12 protein-coding genes are annotated in these 16,993 nt (G+C 68.3%); 6 read left to right on the top strand and 6 right to left on the bottom strand.

Annotated features, from left to right (window positions below; translation table 11 throughout):
* Window position 1: 1 nt before the first annotated feature.
* Genes DMB37_RS35570 through DMB37_RS35560 form a run of 3 tightly spaced genes read left to right on the top strand, consistent with a single transcriptional unit; the run spans window position 2 to window position 3,647 of the window.
* On the top strand, window positions 2-1,639 hold the full coding sequence (locus DMB37_RS35570; protein WP_135236441.1) for an AMP-binding protein: 1,638 nt from the start codon (window positions 2-4) through the stop codon (window positions 1,637-1,639).
* Entirely contained in the window at window positions 1,636-2,064 is a 429-nt protein-coding gene (locus DMB37_RS35565; RefSeq protein ID WP_135236440.1) for a RidA family protein, read from the top strand. Before DMB37_RS35570 ends, DMB37_RS35565 begins: the two co-directional genes overlap by 4 nt.
* Window positions 2,065-2,069: 5 nt before the next feature.
* Window positions 2,070-3,647: a carboxylesterase/lipase family protein gene (locus DMB37_RS35560; RefSeq protein WP_167769036.1), complete on the top strand. Its 1,578-nt coding sequence runs from the start codon at window positions 2,070-2,072 to the stop codon at window positions 3,645-3,647.
* Window positions 3,648-3,653: 6 nt separating this feature from the next.
* Here DMB37_RS35560 and DMB37_RS35555 read toward each other — a convergent pair whose 3' ends face one another.
* Together DMB37_RS35555 and rox are read right to left on the bottom strand one after the other, a co-directional pair.
* Entirely contained in the window at window positions 3,654-4,640 is a 987-nt protein-coding gene (locus DMB37_RS35555) for an ABC transporter ATP-binding protein (protein ID WP_135236438.1), read from the bottom strand.
* 195 nt (window positions 4,641-4,835) lie between these two features.
* On the bottom strand, window positions 4,836-6,260 hold the full coding sequence (gene rox / locus DMB37_RS35550; RefSeq protein ID WP_206055089.1) for a rifampin monooxygenase: 1,425 nt from the start codon (window positions 6,258-6,260) through the stop codon (window positions 4,836-4,838).
* A gap of 273 nt (window positions 6,261-6,533) precedes the next feature.
* On the opposite strand from rox, the gene DMB37_RS35545 reads away from it, so the two are divergent.
* On the top strand, window positions 6,534-7,535 hold the full coding sequence (locus DMB37_RS35545) for an alpha/beta hydrolase (protein WP_135236437.1): 1,002 nt from the start codon (window positions 6,534-6,536) through the stop codon (window positions 7,533-7,535).
* A gap of 22 nt (window positions 7,536-7,557) precedes the next feature.
* Here the strand turns inward: DMB37_RS35545 and DMB37_RS35540 are convergent, their stop codons facing one another.
* The 3 genes from DMB37_RS35540 to DMB37_RS35530 all read right to left on the bottom strand — a co-directional run bounded on the left by DMB37_RS35540 (window position 7,558) and on the right by DMB37_RS35530 (window position 10,582).
* Window positions 7,558-8,211, bottom strand: coding sequence for a maleylpyruvate isomerase N-terminal domain-containing protein (locus DMB37_RS35540; protein WP_135236436.1), 654 nt, complete (start codon window positions 8,209-8,211; stop codon window positions 7,558-7,560).
* Window positions 8,212-8,263: 52 nt separating this feature from the next.
* Window positions 8,264-9,931 carry a bifunctional 3'-5' exonuclease/DNA polymerase gene (locus DMB37_RS35535; RefSeq protein WP_135236435.1) on the bottom strand — a complete coding sequence of 556 codons (1,668 nt, stop codon included), beginning with the start codon at window positions 9,929-9,931 and terminating at the stop codon, window positions 8,264-8,266.
* Between the two features lie 72 nt (window positions 9,932-10,003).
* Window positions 10,004-10,582, bottom strand: a complete 579-nt coding sequence (locus DMB37_RS35530; protein WP_135236434.1) for a TetR/AcrR family transcriptional regulator — start codon at window positions 10,580-10,582, stop codon at window positions 10,004-10,006.
* A gap of 45 nt (window positions 10,583-10,627) precedes the next feature.
* Between DMB37_RS35530 and DMB37_RS35525 the strand changes: the two genes are divergently transcribed.
* A complete protein-coding gene (locus tag DMB37_RS35525) occupies window positions 10,628-11,479 on the top strand; it encodes a phytanoyl-CoA dioxygenase family protein (protein WP_135236433.1) in 852 nt (283 codons plus the stop codon).
* Window positions 11,480-11,596: 117 nt separating this feature from the next.
* Here the strand turns inward: DMB37_RS35525 and hrpB are convergent, their stop codons facing one another.
* Window positions 11,597-14,038, bottom strand: a complete 2,442-nt coding sequence (gene hrpB / locus DMB37_RS35520; RefSeq protein WP_206055088.1) for an ATP-dependent helicase HrpB — start codon at window positions 14,036-14,038, stop codon at window positions 11,597-11,599.
* 174 nt (window positions 14,039-14,212) lie between these two features.
* On the opposite strand from hrpB, the gene DMB37_RS35515 reads away from it, so the two are divergent.
* Window positions 14,213-16,981, top strand: coding sequence for a PQQ-binding-like beta-propeller repeat protein (locus DMB37_RS35515; RefSeq protein ID WP_135236432.1), 2,769 nt, complete (start codon window positions 14,213-14,215; stop codon window positions 16,979-16,981).
* Window positions 16,982-16,993 lie beyond the last annotated feature (12 nt).

The following is a 16,993-nucleotide window of genomic DNA, read 5'->3' as shown; positions in this document are numbered from 1 at the left end:
CATGACAAGCGCGCACCTCGATACCTTCGCCCGTGACAACCTCCCCCCGCTCGAACAGTGGCCGGACCTCTTGTTCGACCTGCCCGAACTCCAGTTCCCGGCCCAACTCAATTGCGCGAGTGAACTACTCGAACGCCACCTGACCGACGGCAACGGCGACCGCCTGTGCGTGCAGGCACCGGGTGGACCGCGGTGGACCTACGCCGACCTGAACGACCGGGCCAACCGCATCGCGGCGGTGCTGGTGCAGGACATGGGCCTGGTGCCGGGCAACCGGGTACTGCTGAATGCCCCGAACACGCCCATGCTCGCGGCCTGCTGGTTCGCCGTCGTGAAGGCGGGTGGCATCGCCGTGACAGCCATGCCACTGCTACGGGTCAAAGAGCTCACCCAGATCGTCGAGAAGGCGCGAATCACGCACGCGCTCTGCGATGTCGCACTGTCCGCCCGGGTCGAGGCGGTAGCGGCAACGTGCCCGACGCTCGACCGGATCCGCTACTTCCACAGCACCTCCGACGACGGACTCGAAGCGCTGATGGCGCGCCACGACGGCCGGTTCGACACGGTGGTCACCGCCGCCGACGACGTCTGCCTCATCGCCTTCACCTCCGGCACCACCGGAGTTCCCAAGGCCACCATGCACTTCCACCGCGACGTGATGGCGATCTGCCACTGTTTCCCGCAGCACATCCTGCGCCCGGCACCCGGCGATGTGTTCATCGGCAGCCCGCCACTGGCCTTCACCTTCGGCCTGGGCGGGCTGCTGCTGTTTCCGATGTCGGTGGGCGCCTCGGCGGTGCTGCTCCAACAGGCCACTCCCCCACTGCTGCTCGACGCGATCACCGAGTTCGGCGCGACCGTGCTGTTCACCGCGCCCACCTCCTATCGGATCCTCGCCCGCTACGACCTGCGCGGCACCTCGCTGCGCAAGTGCGTCTCGGCGGGCGAACCGCTGCCGCCGAGCACCCGGGCCCGCTGGCGCGCCGCTACCGGCCTCGAGCTGATCGACGGCATCGGCGCCACCGAGATGCTGCACATCTTCATCGCCGCCGACGAGGCGCATGCCCGGCCCGGCGCGACCGGCCTACCGGTGCCCGGATATCAGGCACGCGTCGTGGATGAGGCGGGAAACCCGTTGGGCCCCGGCGAGATCGGCCTGCTCGCGGTGCGCGGGCCGACCGGCTGCCGCTACCTCGCCGACGACCGGCAGACCGTGTATGTGCGCGACGGCTGGAACTACACCGGTGACGCCTACTCGGTCGACGTCGACGGCTACTTCCACTATCAGGCGCGCTCCGACGACATGATCGTGTCGTCCGGCTACAACATCGCCGCACCCGAGGTCGAGGACGCGCTGGCCGGGCATGCCGCGGTGGTCGATTGTGCGGTGGTCGGCGTGCCCGACGAAGATCGCGGTCAGATCGTCAAGGCGTACGTGGTGTTGCGCGCGGAGGTCGAGGCAAACGACGGGATGGTGGCGGAGTTGCAGGATTTCGTGAAACAGGCGGTGGCCCCGTACAAGTATCCGAGGGCCATCGCGTTCGTCGATGCCCTGCCGCGCACACCGACCGGCAAGCTACAGCGCTTCCGGCTGCGGGAACCCGCTGCGGTGCAGAGTGATTCGGGAGCCGACGAATGAGGGTATTGCAGCCGCCCGGCTGGCCACGTCCGCGTGGGTACGCGAACGGCGTTGCCGCACGCGGGGAATTGGTGTTCGTGGCCGGCATGATCGGCTGGGACGCCGACGGCGTCATCCGGTCGCCCGATATCGCCGACCAGGCGCGCCAAGCGCTGCGCAATGTCGTGGCGGTGCTCGCCGAGGCGGGCGCGCAGCCCGTGCACATCGTGCGAATGACCTGGTACGTCACCGATGTCGATGCTTACGTGCAGGCGTATCGGGAGATCGGGGTGGCCTTCCGGGAGATCATCGGCAGCTTTCAGGCGGCGATGACCGCGGTGGAGGTGAGCCGCCTCGTGGAGCAGGACGCCAAGGTCGAGATCGAGGTCACCGCGGTGATTCCGGACCCGCCGGGCGCCGATGCCGTTCCGGCAGAGCAGGAGTGAGTTCCGTGGGAGTTGTCGTCACCACCACCGCGGGTGCCGTCGAAGGTCGCCGGGAAGGCGAACTCTCGGTATTCAAGGGCATTCCGTACGCCGCGGCGCCGGAAGGGCCGCTGCGCATGCGCGCCCCTGCCCCGCCCGAAAGCTGGGACGGTATCCGGCCTGCCCTCCAGTACAGCGTCGCGCCGCCGCAACTGCCGCTGACACCCGGCACACCGCCGTTGTGGCGGCCCGCCGACGGACTCGACTGCCTCAGCGTGAACGTCTGGACGCCGGGCGGCACCGGCGACCGATTGCCGGTGCTGGTGTGGATCCACGGCGGCGGCTGGAAGGCGGGCTCCTCCAGCGACCCGGCGCACGACGGCGCGACGCTGGCCCGCGGCGGCGTCGTCCTGGTGACGTTCAACTATCGGGTCGGCTTCGAAGGCTTCGGCTTCGTCCCGGGCCATCCGGCCAATCGCGGCTTCCTCGACCAGACCGCCGCGCTGCGCTGGGTGCACGACAATATCGCCGCCTTCGGTGGCGACCCGGACAAGGTGACCCTCTTCGGCGAATCCGGCGGCGGACTGTCCATCGCCGCACTGCTTTCCGCGCCGGCCGCCCGCGGGCTGTTCCGGCGGGCCATCGTGCAGAGCCCGGCGGCACGCCTGCTGCCCGAGCACGAGGCGCAGCGGATCGCCGAGCTCACCGCCGCCGCTCTCGGGGTCGCGCCGGCCGAGCTGGCGACGCAGCCGCCGCTGGCACTGCTGTCCGTGCAGGACGAGCCGCTCGCCGCGATGGAGGCCGACCCGGGCGCGTGGACCACGCCGGAAGCGATCACCGCCTTCACTCCGGTGATCGACGGCGTCACCGTGGTGGACAAACCTTGGCTCGCGCTCGGTTCGGGTGTCGCCCGCGACATCGACCTGATCACCGGCTCGACCCGCGACGAGTTCACCCTGTTCGCGTTGAGTCGCGGCCTGATCAAACCGAGTGCCTCAGCGATGATCAAGGCGCTGCCGACCTTCGCGCGCATCACCGCACACGGCATGCGCAGCCACGGACTACCGAAGGCGCGCCGTCCGACGCCGCTGCGCACGGTCGACTTGTCAACCACCGCAGCGCATCTCGGTCTGCCCGCCTCGGCACCGGCCGCCTACCGGGCGGCTTACCCGGGCTCGACGGACGCTGAACTCTACGTGGTCATGTATTCCGATGCCATGTTCCGGATGCCCGCGATCTGGCTCGCGGAGGCGCACACGGCCGCGGGCGGGCGCAGTTATGTCTACGACTTCGCGTGGGCCAGTCCGGCTTTGGGCGGTGCGCTCGGTGCCTGTCATGTGGCCGATATTCCGGTGACCTTCGGCAATACCGACAGTCCGCTCGCCTCGTTCGTGCTCGGCGGCGCCCGGCCGTCGGAGAGCCTGCTGCGACTGTCCGAACAGCTGCGGTCCTCGTGGATCTCCTTCGCCACCAACGGCGATCCGGGCTGGCCCGTGTTCACCACCGATGGGGCCCTGACCCGAATTTGGGACACCCCGCCCATGGTGGCGGCAGACCCACTGGCGGCGTCCCGGCAGATCTGGCAAGGACTTTCGGGCCGCTGACCTCGGTCAGTTGTCCTTGCGGTCCAGTGATTCACGGATCGCCGCTTGGGCGGCGTGCGGCAGAGTGTGCATGATCTCGCGGACCCGCTCCTTGCGGCGCAGGACCGCTTGGCGCACCGGCATGCCCGGTTGCGCCTGCATCTGCGGAATGATGCCCTCGACCTCCTGGGCGCCGCCGTCGTGGTGCCCGGCGTCGAACATCGCTTGCTCGCGCGCCATCTGGGCCTCGTCCTTCTCCTCGGACATGCCGATCGGGCCCTGCATTCGGCCGTTGAGGAACTGCTTGACCACCGGCTCGTCGGAGGTCAGCAGCACCTCGCGCGGGCCGAACATGACCAGCTGACGGCGAAAGAGCATGCCGATGTTGTCCGGCACGGTGCGGGCCAGATTGATGTTGTGCGTGACGATCAGGATCGTCGCGTCGATCTGCGCGTTGATGTCGATCAACAATTGGCTCAGGTATGAGGTGCGCACCGGGTCCAGCCCGGAGTCCGGTTCGTCGACCAGAATGATCTGCGGGTCCAGCACCAGGGCGCGGGCCAGGCCCGCACGCTTGCGCATACCGCCGGAGATCTCACCGGGCAGCTTGTTCTCGTCACCCAGCAGACCGGTCAGCTCCAGTTTCTCCATGACGATGTTCTTGATCTGCGACTCCGACTTCTTCGTGTGCTCACGAAGCGGGAACGCGACATTGTCGAAGAGGGTCATGGAGCCGAACAGCGCGCCGTCCTGGAACAGCACGCCGAAAAGTTTACGAATCTCGTAGAGCTCCTTGTTGGAACACCGCATGATATCGGTGTCGCCGATAAAGATCGCGCCACGTTCCGGGCGCAGCAAGCCGATCAGTGATTTCAGAAAGACGGACTTACCGGTGCCCGACGGACCCAGTAGCGCGCTCACCTCGCCGTACGGCAGCGTCAGTGAAACATCCTGCCAAATGCGCTGCGCACCGAAGGATTTCGTACAACCTTCAGCCCTGACGGCGACGCCCATGCTAGACCTCCATCGAATTCCGACGAGAATCCACCGGCGTTACCTGACGCACCCGACATCTCGTACTGGACCGTCGATCTACTGTAAACCGGCGTTGCGGCGGGCAAGAGCCGATTCCGGCAACCGGTGCGCTGCGCGAATGTACTGCGTCGACGGCTGTGGCAACTTATCGCGGCGGCCGGTCGGCCCGTGAAATCAGTTGGCGGTCTTACCGAACCAGCGGGCGAGGTGGTCGTCCAGGTCCTGCTGGTGCTCGCCGATCCAGGCGACGTGGCCGTCGGGCCGGAGCAGTACTGCCGGAACATCCAGTGCCGCACTGGGGTCCGCGATGAGATCGACGCGGTCCGACCAGCCGTCGACGGTCAGCCGTTCGGTGCGGTCGAGCACCAGGCCACGGCCCTGATGTAGTTGGTCGTAGAGGCGGCCCGCTTTCAGATCAATATCGCGCAGCCGCCTGCCGAGCAGGTCGGGGCCCGCGCCGAAGTCGTAGCGGATACCGATCGCGGTGATCTTCTCAATGAGGTAGCGGTTCACCTCGTCGAAGTCCATCAGTTCGGTGAGCAGCCTGCGCACGGCCTGCGGGCCCGGTTCGGTGGACAACAGTTGCGTCTGGGCGCGGGTGTTGTCCAGTACGTCTGCGGCGACCGGATGCCGTTCGGCCTGGTAAGTGTCCAGCAGTGTTTCCGGTGCCCAGCCTCGGGTCTGCGCGGCCAGTTTCCAGCCGAGATTGACCGCGTCCTGCAGGCCCAGATTGAGGCCCTGCCCGCCGATCGGCGGGTGAATGTGCGCCGCGTCGCCGGCCAGCAGCACCCGGCCGATCCGATAACGCTCGGCCAGGCGAGTGGCGTCGCCGAAGCGGGACAACCAGCGCGGGGAATGCACGCCGAAATCGGTTCCGGCGATCGCACGCAGTTGTCGTGCGAAGTCTTCGAGGGTGGGCGGTTCCGCCCGATCGCTTACTCCTGCGGCGGGGACGACGACGCTGTAGACCCCTTCCCCGAAGGGCCGCATCATGAATCGCTTATCGGTCTGGTGGACCTCGGCCATCTTGGCGGCGATTTCCTCTTGCGGCACACCCACTTTCAGCTCACCCATCAGCGTTTCGGTGCGTGCCGGCTCGCCGGGGAAGCCGACGCCGAGCAGTTTGCGCACCGTACTGCGGGCGCCGTCACAGCCGACGAGATAACGCGACCGTAGGCGCTTTCCGTCGGTCAGTTCGACGGTCACCCCCTCGTCGTCCTGCGCGAAAGCGACCACCGCAGCACCGCGCCGGACCTGCGCCCCCAGTGCGGTCGCGTGCTCTTCGAGTTGCTGTTCGATGACCGGCTGCGGGATGCCCAGCAGATAGGCGTAGGCGGAATCCAGGCCTTCGGGCGCGGGCTTGTTGATGGCGGCGAAGATACCGCCGACCGAGCGCTGCCTGCCGCGCTCTAGTAGGCGATCCAGCAGTCCGCGCATCGCCATCAGCTCGAGACTGCGCATGTGCAAGCTGACTATTCGGACGTACGACGTGGGCTCGGTTTCCTTCTCCACCACAAGTACCCGTACCTCGTGCAGCCGCAGTTCGGCGGCCAGCATCGCACCGGTCGGCCCGCACCCGGCAATGATCACATCGAACACGAACCACCCAATTCTCTTTCCGGTGTGCGCTTCGCACTGATACCGGATTTCCGCAGGTCCTGGCAATGGCCGCCCATTGTGCGGCACTTCGCACGCTCGCCACAAGCGATATATGCCGAGGGGGATCGCGAGACGCGAACGCGAGTTCTTGCCGCATTCACCGATTCGATGTGTTCAAGAAACTGGACGGTTGGCCTAATTGGGTTCACTGCTCGCTTGATCGACCGTCAGCCGGCAGGGCCGGCCCACTGTGCGACTTACGAAGGGTGGCGTATGTCTCGGTTCGCAATTCGGCGCGGTGTCGCCGCGCTCTTCGCCGCAGCGGCGCTACTCGCCGGGGTGCCCTTCGGTGCGCCCGCGTCCGCCGATTCCTTCGATCCCGGCACCGTCCCGCTGAGCCGATACGCGCCCGCCGGTGCGCACGAAGCGGCGAGCACCGCGGCGGTGTATCCGTGCCAGGCCCTGTACGCCGCGTACAACGCCGTCGGCCATGTGCTCGGCAACCACTCGGACATGACCTGCACGCGTGAGTTCCCCGGCGGTCTGGACTCGCCGGTCGGCGTGGACTTCTACTACCCGAAGGACATCGCCACGATGACCCGGGTGCCGACGGTCGTCTGGATTCCCGGATTCACCTCCGAGCCAGGCAATTACGACGCCAGCGCCCGACTTTGGGCGAGCAATGGATTCGTCGTCGCGATGCCGCACGACCTGATCAACTCGCTGGACGAACTGCCCCTCGCCGCTGCGGCGGCTTTGTCGGCAGCCAACCGCGATCCACGAAATGTGTTGCACGGCAAGCTCGATCTCGGCCGCACCGTGATCGGCGGACACTCCGGCGGTGGTGGCGCCGCGATCAACGGCGCGGGCATTCCACCGAACATCTACCAGCTGATCGATCCGGACTTCCGGATCATCGGCGCGGTGCCCACCGAGCCGGGACCGGTCGCAGCGTCGTTCCTCGTCAAAGTCCCAACGCTGTACCTCACCGGTTCGGCGGACTTCGTTGTCCCGCACTTCCTGCCGCGCTTGGTCGAGTACGAGCTCGAGTTCGATGCCCCCGCGATCCTGGTGTGCCTCGAGGGTGTCACCCACTGGACGCCGTTCGACGACGCGGCGCACAACCCGACGGCAAGCATCACGCTGGCCTGGCTGCGCTATCTGGTCGACGGAGACAAGACCGCGGCGAGCTACTTCACCGGTCCCGGCTGGAAACTCCGCGCCGACCCGGCGGTCGACTACGCCCTCCGCAATGCGCGCGCCGACCACCTTTGAGCGGACGCACCGAGAATCCTGATCAGCCAAGGGCGAGCGGGAGTTTCGCGGCCAGTGCGCCGAGTGCGGCTTGCTCGGCATCGGTCGGGGCCCGGCGGCCCGTGCCGATCAGCAGGGTGTCCTTGTCGGACCATGACGTGGGAAACGGTGCGCCTGCGATCGTTTCGAGCATTTCGCGGGCGCGCGCCAGGCTTTCGGTGGGTGGTTCGGCGGCGTCGGGGATGTGCGCGATCAGGTCGAGGTGATGCAGCGTCCACTCCATGACGTACGCGCCGAGGTAGTCGCCCACGGTGATGACCTGGTCCTGAGTGCTGACCCGGAGGGCGGGATCGGCGAGTTCGGCGGCGCGGCCTGCGGCGGAGCCGACATCGTCCAGGTGGAACTTCAGCAGGTTCGGGTCCTCGTACGCGGCGGCCAACCGGACGATCAGCGCGTCGAGCGGGTCGGCACCGGTAGGAGGTTCGACGACCTTCCAATACGTCACCGCGTCCCTGGTCGGCTCCGCCGTCGTGGGCGTCACCAGGGTGATCAAGACGTCTTGTGCGTCGATGATCAAGTGGCACACCAGATCTCGGACAAGCCAACCGGTACAGCCGGACGGCCGCTCGAAGTCGCGATTCGAGAGTTCGGCGACGGCCTTGCGCAACGCCGCCCAAGAGAGTGCGAAGAGTTCCACGGTGGCCAAGTTAGCAACGAACGGCGGTCCTAGCGACAGGTCGGCGCGCCATTCACTTGGCGTCCCAGTAGCACTCCACCACCGCCGTCGTGAACGGGAACCGCACCGGCGTCGACCCGAAGACGATCCGGCCCGCGTTCTCCGCCGCAGTCGCGATCGCTGCCGCGACCGTCGCGGCCTCCTCCGTCGGGCAGTGCACGATGACCTCGTCGTGCTGGAAGAAGACCAGTTCGGCGCGGAGCCCGGCCTGGGTCATCGCCTGCCGCAGGCCCGCCAGCACCAGCAGGGCCCAGTCGGCGGCGCTGCCCTGCACCACGAAGTTGCGGGTGAAGCGGCCACGAGCACGCGCCGCGGAGGTGCTGCCGTAGCCTCGGACCTCCTCCTGCGGTAGGTCGGCTTGGTCGGCGGCGGACACCGGCGGGCAGGTGCGTCCCAGCCAGGTGCGTACCAGTCGCCCCTCCTCACCGGCGCGCGCAGCCTCGTCGACATAGGCCACCGCCGCCGGATAGCGCCGCCGGAGTTCGGCCATGTGGGTGAGCGCGTCACCGGAGGTCTGGCCGTAAATGGCGCCGAGCAGAGCGATTTTGGCGAGGGCACGGTCGCCGCCGAAGGCCCGCGCCGCCAGGTCGGCGTAGAGGTCTTCGCCGCGACCGGCGACCTCCATCAGTCCCGGGTCGCGGGAGATCGCGGCGAGGACGCGCGGCTCCATCTGGTCGGCGTCGGCGACCACCAGCGTCCAGCCCGGGTCCGCGCGGATCGCCTGCCGGATCACCTTCGGGATCTGTAGCGCGCCACCACCATTGGTGGTCCAACGACCGGAAACCGTGCCACCGGGCTGGTATTCGGGGCGGAAGCGGCCGTCGTGCACCCACTGCTCGAGCCAGGACCAGCCGTTGGCGGTGTGTAACCGATAGAGCGATTTGTAGGCCAGCAGCGGTGCCACTGCCGGGTGATCGATCTGCTGGAGCTCCCATTTTCGGGTGGAGGACAAGAAGATTCCGGCACGGGCGAAGGCTTTGATGATGTCGTTGGGCAGATCCGGCCGCACCCGCACGCCCGTTCCGAAGGCCCGCGACACCTCGTCGGCCAACTCCGCCATCCGGCGCGGTTCCAGCCCGCCGGGAAAGCGCTCACCCAGCAGCTTGTCCAGCAATTCGCGGTGCACGTCGGCGCGCCAGGGGATCCCGGCTCGCGACATCTCCGCGGCCACCAGCATGCCCGCCGATTCGGCGGCGACGAGCAGCCGCATCCGCTCCGGATGTTCGGCCTTCGCCGTCCGGGCGAGCTGACCCTGATACACCTCGAGCAGTGCCGTGAACTCGTCCGTGCCCGGCGGCAGCGGTACCGGACCCGACTCGAACAGCGACGGCTGCGTCTCCGCCGCCCGCGCCGGCGCGTCCGCCGGAACCGGCAGCCGGTGCAGCCGCGCCCAAGCGGCGGCGAGCGACCGCGCCTGACCCGACTGCCCCTCCTCATGCCCGATGAGCAGCGCCTCCGCGGCCTGCACGTCGTAGCACCGTTCGACCCGCACTCCGGCCGCCAGCAACGACCGATAGATCTCCGCCGTCGACCGCCACACCCACCGCTCGACCTCCGGCCGCGCCCGCACCGCCTCGGCGAGCGACGGCTCACGCACCACCGGACCCGCAGGCCTTCCCTCCTGATCGAGCGGACACAGCCGAGCGCCCCCATCACCCGTCTCCGCCACCGCCCATCGCACGTGCCGAGTCTTGCACCGAGGTCCGACACGAATCCCGAGGGCGGACTCGAGCCGCGTGTCCGCTTCTGTTACTCAAACGATTCCGAGGGCCGCGGCGGTCAGGCGCCAGAGTCGTTCGGTGGTCTGCTCAACGTCGGAGGGTGGCGTTGTGCGGAGTTGCTGGGCGATCCCGTGGCGCAGTCCGCCGATGACGAAGGCGCCCGCGCTGTCGGCGTCCAAGTCGGCGGGCAATTGTCCGCGAGCTTGGCCGCTGCGGATGTTGTCGGCCGCGTTGTCGCTCATGCGCTGGATGTAGACCGATTCGAGCTCGGTGAGCTGTGGGTCCAGGGCTGCGCGATCGAGCAGGACCGGAGCCAGCGGGTCGGCGAAGTGGTAGGCGACGAAGCGGTACGTACGGGTGCGTTCGCGGGTGGCCCAGTCGGCCTCGGCGGGCAATTGGGCGTCAGCGATGGCGTGACCGAGTCCCTCGTAAAACGCATCGTAAATCGCTGCCAGCAGACCACTTTTGGAGCCGAAGTGGTGGTAGAGCGCGCCGGTGCTCAAACCGGCCCGGCGGGTGAGCGCGCTGAGTTCCAGCACACCGTTGCCGCAGACGAGTTCGTCGCGGGCGGCGTCGAGTAATTGTTGACGTCCGATCGGTGCGCGTGCCACAGTCGAATCATAACCGAACTCAGTTATGTTTCCGGAGGAGCCGCTATGAACAGCGAAGTGTCGTCGTTGGCAGACCTGGGCGGCGATCTGGCGGGAACATATCGCCGGACCGCGAGCAGCGGCGACCACATCGACGCGGCGGTCGTCGCGGCGGATCTGGCCGCGGTCGAGCGCGACGGCTATGTGATTCTGCCCGATCTGCTCACCCCGCCCGAGCTCGACGAAATCCGCGAAGCGGTAGCGCCGCTGCTGGATCGGCGCGGCCGGAACCGGTTCGAGGGACCGACCACCCAGCGGGTGTACAGCGTGTTGAACAAGACCCGCACCTGCGATCGGATCGCGGACCATCCCCGAATTCTGGCGTTGCTCGATCGGCTGCTGCTGCCGAACTACCTGTTGTCGATGCTGCAGGTGATCAACATCCTCCCCGGCGAGCAGGCGCAGATGCTGCACACCGACGACGGCTTCTACCCGCTGCCCCGCCCGCGCGCCGCCCTGGGCGCGGCGACGATCTGGGCGATCGACGATTTCACCGCCGATAACGGTGCCACCGACATCATCGCGGGTAGCCACCGCTGGGGCCATCGCATGCCCGAGGAGTCGGAGCGCGAACCCGTGGTGATGCGGGCCGGCTCGTGCGTGTTCTTTCTCGGCACCCTGTGGCACGGTGGCGGCGCCAACGGCACACAGCAGCCACGCTTGGCGGTCACCGCCCAATACTGCGAACCGTGGTTACGCCCCCAAGAGGCCTTCACGCTGTCGATCACCCGCGACACCGTGCGCGCTGTGTCGGAGGACATCCGCCGCATGCTCGGCTACAGCATCCATCCACCGTTCATCGGCCAAGTCGACGGCATGCACCCCAAACGCCTCCTGGAAGCCGATGGCCGACTCTGAATAGTCCGTGCCTGAGCACAGCCGACGGCCGTGCGGACCGCGCCGGAGACACTCGCGGGTTCGGCCACCCGGGCACTGTGATGCTGCGGCGCAACGCGTTTCGTGATCCGGCGGTCATCAACCCCGTGGTCGGCCGGTCGCGTTGCGAGCGGTGCCGCGGTGGGCGGGGACCGTGGTGGGGTCTTCGGGCCAGGCGTGTTTGGGGTAGCGGCCGCGCAGGTCGGCGCGGACTTGGGGCCAGCCGGTGCGCCAGAACGAGGCCAGGTCGGCGGTGACCGCGACCGGGCGTTGGGCGGGTGAGAGCAGGTGCAGCACGATCGGGACGCGGCCGTCGGCCAGGCGGGGTGCTTCGGTCCAGCCGAAGACCTCCTGCACCTTGACCGCGAGGACCGGCGGGTCGGTGGAGTAGTCGAGGCGCGGGCGGCTGCCGGAGGGGACGGCGAGGCGTTCGGGTGCCAGTTCGTCCATGCGGGTGGCGTCCGGCCAGGGTAGTAGGCGGCGCAGGGCTTGGCCTGCGTCGATGCGGGCGAGGTCGGCGCGGCTGCGGGCGGTGGCGAGCTCGGGGCCGAGCCAGGTGTCCGCGGCGGTGAGCAGCGACTCGTCGTCGACCGCGGGCCACGGGGTGCCGAGGGTGCGGTGCAGGAATTCGAGGCGCTGTCGTAGGGCGATGGCGTCGGCATCCCAGCGCAGCAGGGCCAGGCCGGTCGAGCTCAGTCCGCGATGCACCGCAGCGCTGAGCAATTGGCGATCGGGATTATGGATCCGCTTCTCGGACAACACGATCGCACCGAGACGCTCGATCCGCCGGGCGACCACCTCGCCGTCGATCCAATCGACCTCCTCGGCGGTGGTCAGCAGGTTCGACGCGGCACGGCGGGCCAGTTGTTCATCGGCGACGGCGGCCAGCCGGATCCAGCCGTCGGAACGGCCCGGATCGCGCGTTGCGACACCGACCGCCAGCCACTCCGCATCACCCAATCCCGAACCGGGCGGTAGCGTCACTGCGGTCCCGCCGACCATGAGATAGCTCGCTGATCCAGCACTGCGGCGGCGCGCCAGGCGCTCCGGATGAGCCAGTGCGACAACGAAAGCCGGGTCATCAGCGCCGTCCGACGGGTCGACCAAGCGGGCCAGCCGCTCGACCTCACGCCGCCAGCGCGCCGGACGCTCGCGTCGCAGCACACGCAGGCCGGCGGCCAGATCGACTCCCTCGATGAGCGTGTCGTCGTCGAGTACGGTGATCACTTCCGCAGCCGCCCGCGCACCGACCACGGGCGCTCCGTCGAGCAGCGCCCGCGCCAACCGAGGATGCAACCCGATCCTGGCGATGCGCCGCCCACGGTCGGTCACCGCACCGTCGTCATCGACGGCTCCCAACGCGTGCAACACCTCTCCGCCTGCCGCCAACCCGCCGGGCGGCGGGGCGTCCCACCAGGCGAGGCCGTGGCCGTCGGCCGTGCCCCAGCAGGCCAGCTCCAAAGCCAGCCGCGTCAGGTCCGCCGTCCGAATCTCCGGCTCGGGATAAGCGGGCAGCGTGCTGTGCTCGTGTTCCGGCCAGCATCGCCACACCTGCCCCGGTGCCTCACGCCCGGCCCGACCGGCCCGCTGCTCGGCCACCGCCGCCGAAACCCTTACTGTCGCAAGGCCGGACAGCCCGCGTCCCCGATCGATTCGCGGCACCCGTGCCAGCCCCGAATCCACCACCGCGCGCACACCGGGGACCGTCAAACTGGACTCCGCTACCGCCGTGGACAACACCACGCGCCGCCGCGACCCGGGCCGCAACGCCGTATCCTGCCCGGCGGCGGACAGCCTGCCGTGCAACGGAACCACGTCCACCCCGTCCACGCCGCCGAGAAGTGCTGTCGTCCGGCGGATTTCGGCGGCACCGGGCAGGAAGACGAGCACGTCACCCTCGGTAGCGGTGAGTGCCGCCCTGGTGGCGCGGGCGACCTGCGCTTCGACCCGTTCCCGGGGTAGCGGCGGAACATACGTCAGGTCGACCGGATAGGCCCGGCCCTGAACGTGCAGCACCGGTGCTCCGCCCAGCAGCACTGAAAGACGTTCCGCCGCAACGGTCGCCGAGGTTGCCAGCACCCGCAGATCCGGGCGCAACCCGGCCCGCGCGTCGAGCAGCAACGCCAGCAGCAGGTCCGCGTCGAGATGCCGCTCATGACACTCGTCGAGGACAACAACGTCCACGCCCGCCAACTCGGGATCGCCCTGCAACCGTCGCACCAGCAATCCCGAGGTGACGACCTCGATCCGAGTCTGTTTCCCTACCCGCCGATCCCCGCGGACCGAGTAACCGACGGTCTCGCCGACCGCCTCCCCCAGCAACGCGGCCATCCGGCCCGCCGCGGCCCGTGCCGCCAACCGTCGCGGCTCCGCGACCAGCACCCGCCCACTCGTCCCCGCCGCCAACGCCAACGGCACCAAGGTCGTCTTCCCCGTCCCTGGCGGCGCAACCAGCACCGCGGTCTCGCGTTCGGCCAACGTCTCGACGATGTGGTCGAGCGCGCCGCGGACCGGCAGATCGGGAAGCTCAGGCAGTTTCATTACCGAACAGTCTGCCTCGCACGTACTCGGCGGCCCTTCGCTACCTACAGCTCGAAGGGAACATCGGCGGTACAGCGGGCGAACTGTAGCGAGCGACGGCCGCACCGCGGGCACCGGTCCCCTAGCGTTATTTCCGTGCGGAAATGCGTGCTATGTCTGTTCATCATCCTCACAATGATCACCGCGACGGGACCGGCAGCCGGGGCGGCGGACGTCTCGACCGAGGCGCGCGGCACGGTCTTCAACGATCAGAACGGCAACGGCGTCCGCGACAGCGGGGAGCAGGGATTGCCGGATGTGTCGGTCACCGACGGCTCGGTCTGGGCGAAGACCGGCAAGGACGGTGACTACCTGCTGCGCATAGATCCGAAACGCCGGGAAACCGATCTGATCCAGGTCGTCTCGCCGGACGGCTACACCCCGGCGCTACGCGAGGATTCGGTCCCCCGCTACTTCCGCGCGCTCGACGAAGGCGCACCCCGGCAGGACGGTATCGACTTCGCTCTGGTTCCCGACAAGCACGCAGCCGATCCACGCGAGACGTGGATGATGTTGTCCGACAGCGAAACCGACAACCGCAGCGACGCCTCCGCCGCTGCCACGCGGGCCCAGTGGACCGGGCAGGTCGAGGCGATGGCGCGCAACCGGGAGGCCACCGTCGCCATCGCGACCGGCGACATCACCGTCACCGACTACACCGCGCCCGAACGCCGCCAGGGCAGCTACGACATCCTGCGCAGCGGCCTGACCAAGGGACGCTTCGGCCGCCCGTTCTATCCGGTGATGGGCAACCACGACGCGGGCGGCACCGGAACCGCGACCGGGTACGCCGCGAGCATGGAGGTCTACCGGCGGAACATGGGGCCGGAGTGGTACAGCTTCGACCGCAACGGCCGCCATATCGTGGTGTTGGAGAACAACTACGACACATCCGGGCTGGCACCCCAACTTCGCTGGCTGCGTGAGGATTTGCGACGCCATGCCGTCGGCAAACAGGTGTTCGTCTTCGCGCATCGATCGCTGTTCACCAAATATGGTGCGGGAGAAGCGATCCAGCCGACGATGGACGAGCTCGCCCGCTACGACGTCCGAATGTTCGCGGCAGGTCACAACCAGCAGAGCGAGTTTCGTCGCGGTGCCTTCCCCCGCTCGGTGGAGGTGAACAACATGGGCGCCACCTACGGCATCGACGGTGCGCGCCCCGGTTATCAGCTGTTGGACTTCACGGGTATCACCGACGATCGCTCGACGCCGGCGAACGAGGACGTCGGCTATGTCTCCGGCACGCACCGGCAGTTCTTCGTGCGCGACCGGACGGCACTGGTGAGTCCCGCACCCGACAGCGTGCATCGCGGCGGTGCGGCGGTCCCGGTGGAACTTCATGTCGAAGACGCCGGACGGACTCCGGCGAACGCGCAGGTCCTGGTGCGCGACGATGGTGGCGGCGAGGTGTGGCGCGCGGATCTGCGGTTCGGCGCGAGCACCACGCGGCCCGGCAAAGTGAATTGCTACACCCCGCCCGGTGGGCAGGCTGAGCCGTGCCCGCCCGTGCGCGCCAATTGGACTGCGGCACATGGCAGCATCCCGGATCTGCGGCCCGGAAAGTACCGCATCGAGGTGACTTCTGTTGATACCGCGGGTCAGCCATGGCCTGTCATGCGAGGAACTTTCGGCGTTGTGGAACAGGCGGCGCCCGCTTCCGGAGCGGACTGGCCCCGCCAGGGAGGTGCCGAATCGGGCGGATCGGCCGCGACCGGCGACCCGGGTGCCGTGCTGGATCAGCGGTGGTCGGCCGACACCGGCGAGCACTTCCACCTCAACGGGGCCGCCGTGGTCGGTGACACCGTGATCGTGACGTCCCAGGCCTTCGCCTCTCCGTATCACCAGGTGCTGGCCTATCACCGCGATACCGGTCGCGAACTGTGGCGGACCTATCTGGACGGCGATGCGGAGTCCTTCCCGACCGTGCAGGGTGGTCGCGTATACCTCACCACCGGCGTCGGCCGCGTGTACGCGCTCGATGCCAAAACCGGTGCCGTGGTGTGGCAGACCATCGATGACGAGCACCGAGTCGGGCAGACAGTGCGCCGTTACGGTAGGGCCGGCGGTCCGGTGAGCGTCTTCGAGCTGCCCGAGCGTCGCGCGGTCGCGGTTTATCAGCAATACGACCAAATCGTTTGCCGCGACGCCACTTCCGGAGAGCGGCTCCGCGGTGGGTTCACCGCACCGGCCGGGTGGGGCGAGTTCCACAGCATCGCGGTGCGCGGCAAGGACGCGACAATGGCCTACCTCCACTCGGGATCCAGCCAAAGCCTGATCGCGATGGACCTGGCCACCTGCACCCGGCGCTACTCCGTCGACACCGCGGGCGGACTGTTCAGTCACTCCTCCCCCACGCTCACCGACGATGATCGGCAGCTGATCACCATGACAGCCGGTGGCCTGAGCGGTCATGACCCGCGCGACGGACGTGCGCTCTGGCAGGCCGAAATCCCTGGCAGCGCTTGCGAACCCGGGCCGCCGCCGGTGACAGCTCCCGCCACGCGCGGGCAGCACGTCTACGTCGCATCCATCGATGGCAAGGTCCGCGCGTTCGATACGCAGGCACCTGATCCGGCCAAGCCCGTGTGGGAGACCGGAGTCGGCTACCTACCGGGCACTGATCCGCTCGACGACCCCGCCCGCGTAGCCGCAGGCTGTACCGCCGCACCGCATGCCCCTGCCATGCACGTATTGACCACCGAAACCGTTGTCTACGCCGGAACTTGGGACGGACGTCTGCTCGCGCTCGACCGCCGCACCGGAAAGCTGTTGAACCAGTATGACTTCGGCGGTGCGGTCACCTCTGCCATGTCGGTCACGGGCGATTGGTTGTTCGCCCTCACCACCGACGGCATCCTGCATGCACTGGCCCGGCGACCGGTCGAGCGTTCCGGGGCCTGAGCCAGCTTGACC

The sequence above is a fragment of the Nocardia sp. CS682 genome (assembly GCF_004634405.1).
In the GTDB taxonomy this organism is placed as follows: domain Bacteria; phylum Actinomycetota; class Actinomycetes; order Mycobacteriales; family Mycobacteriaceae; genus Nocardia; species Nocardia ninae.
The sequence above is the reverse complement of the archived record's forward strand: the minus strand, read 5'-3'. Positions and strand labels throughout refer to the sequence as shown.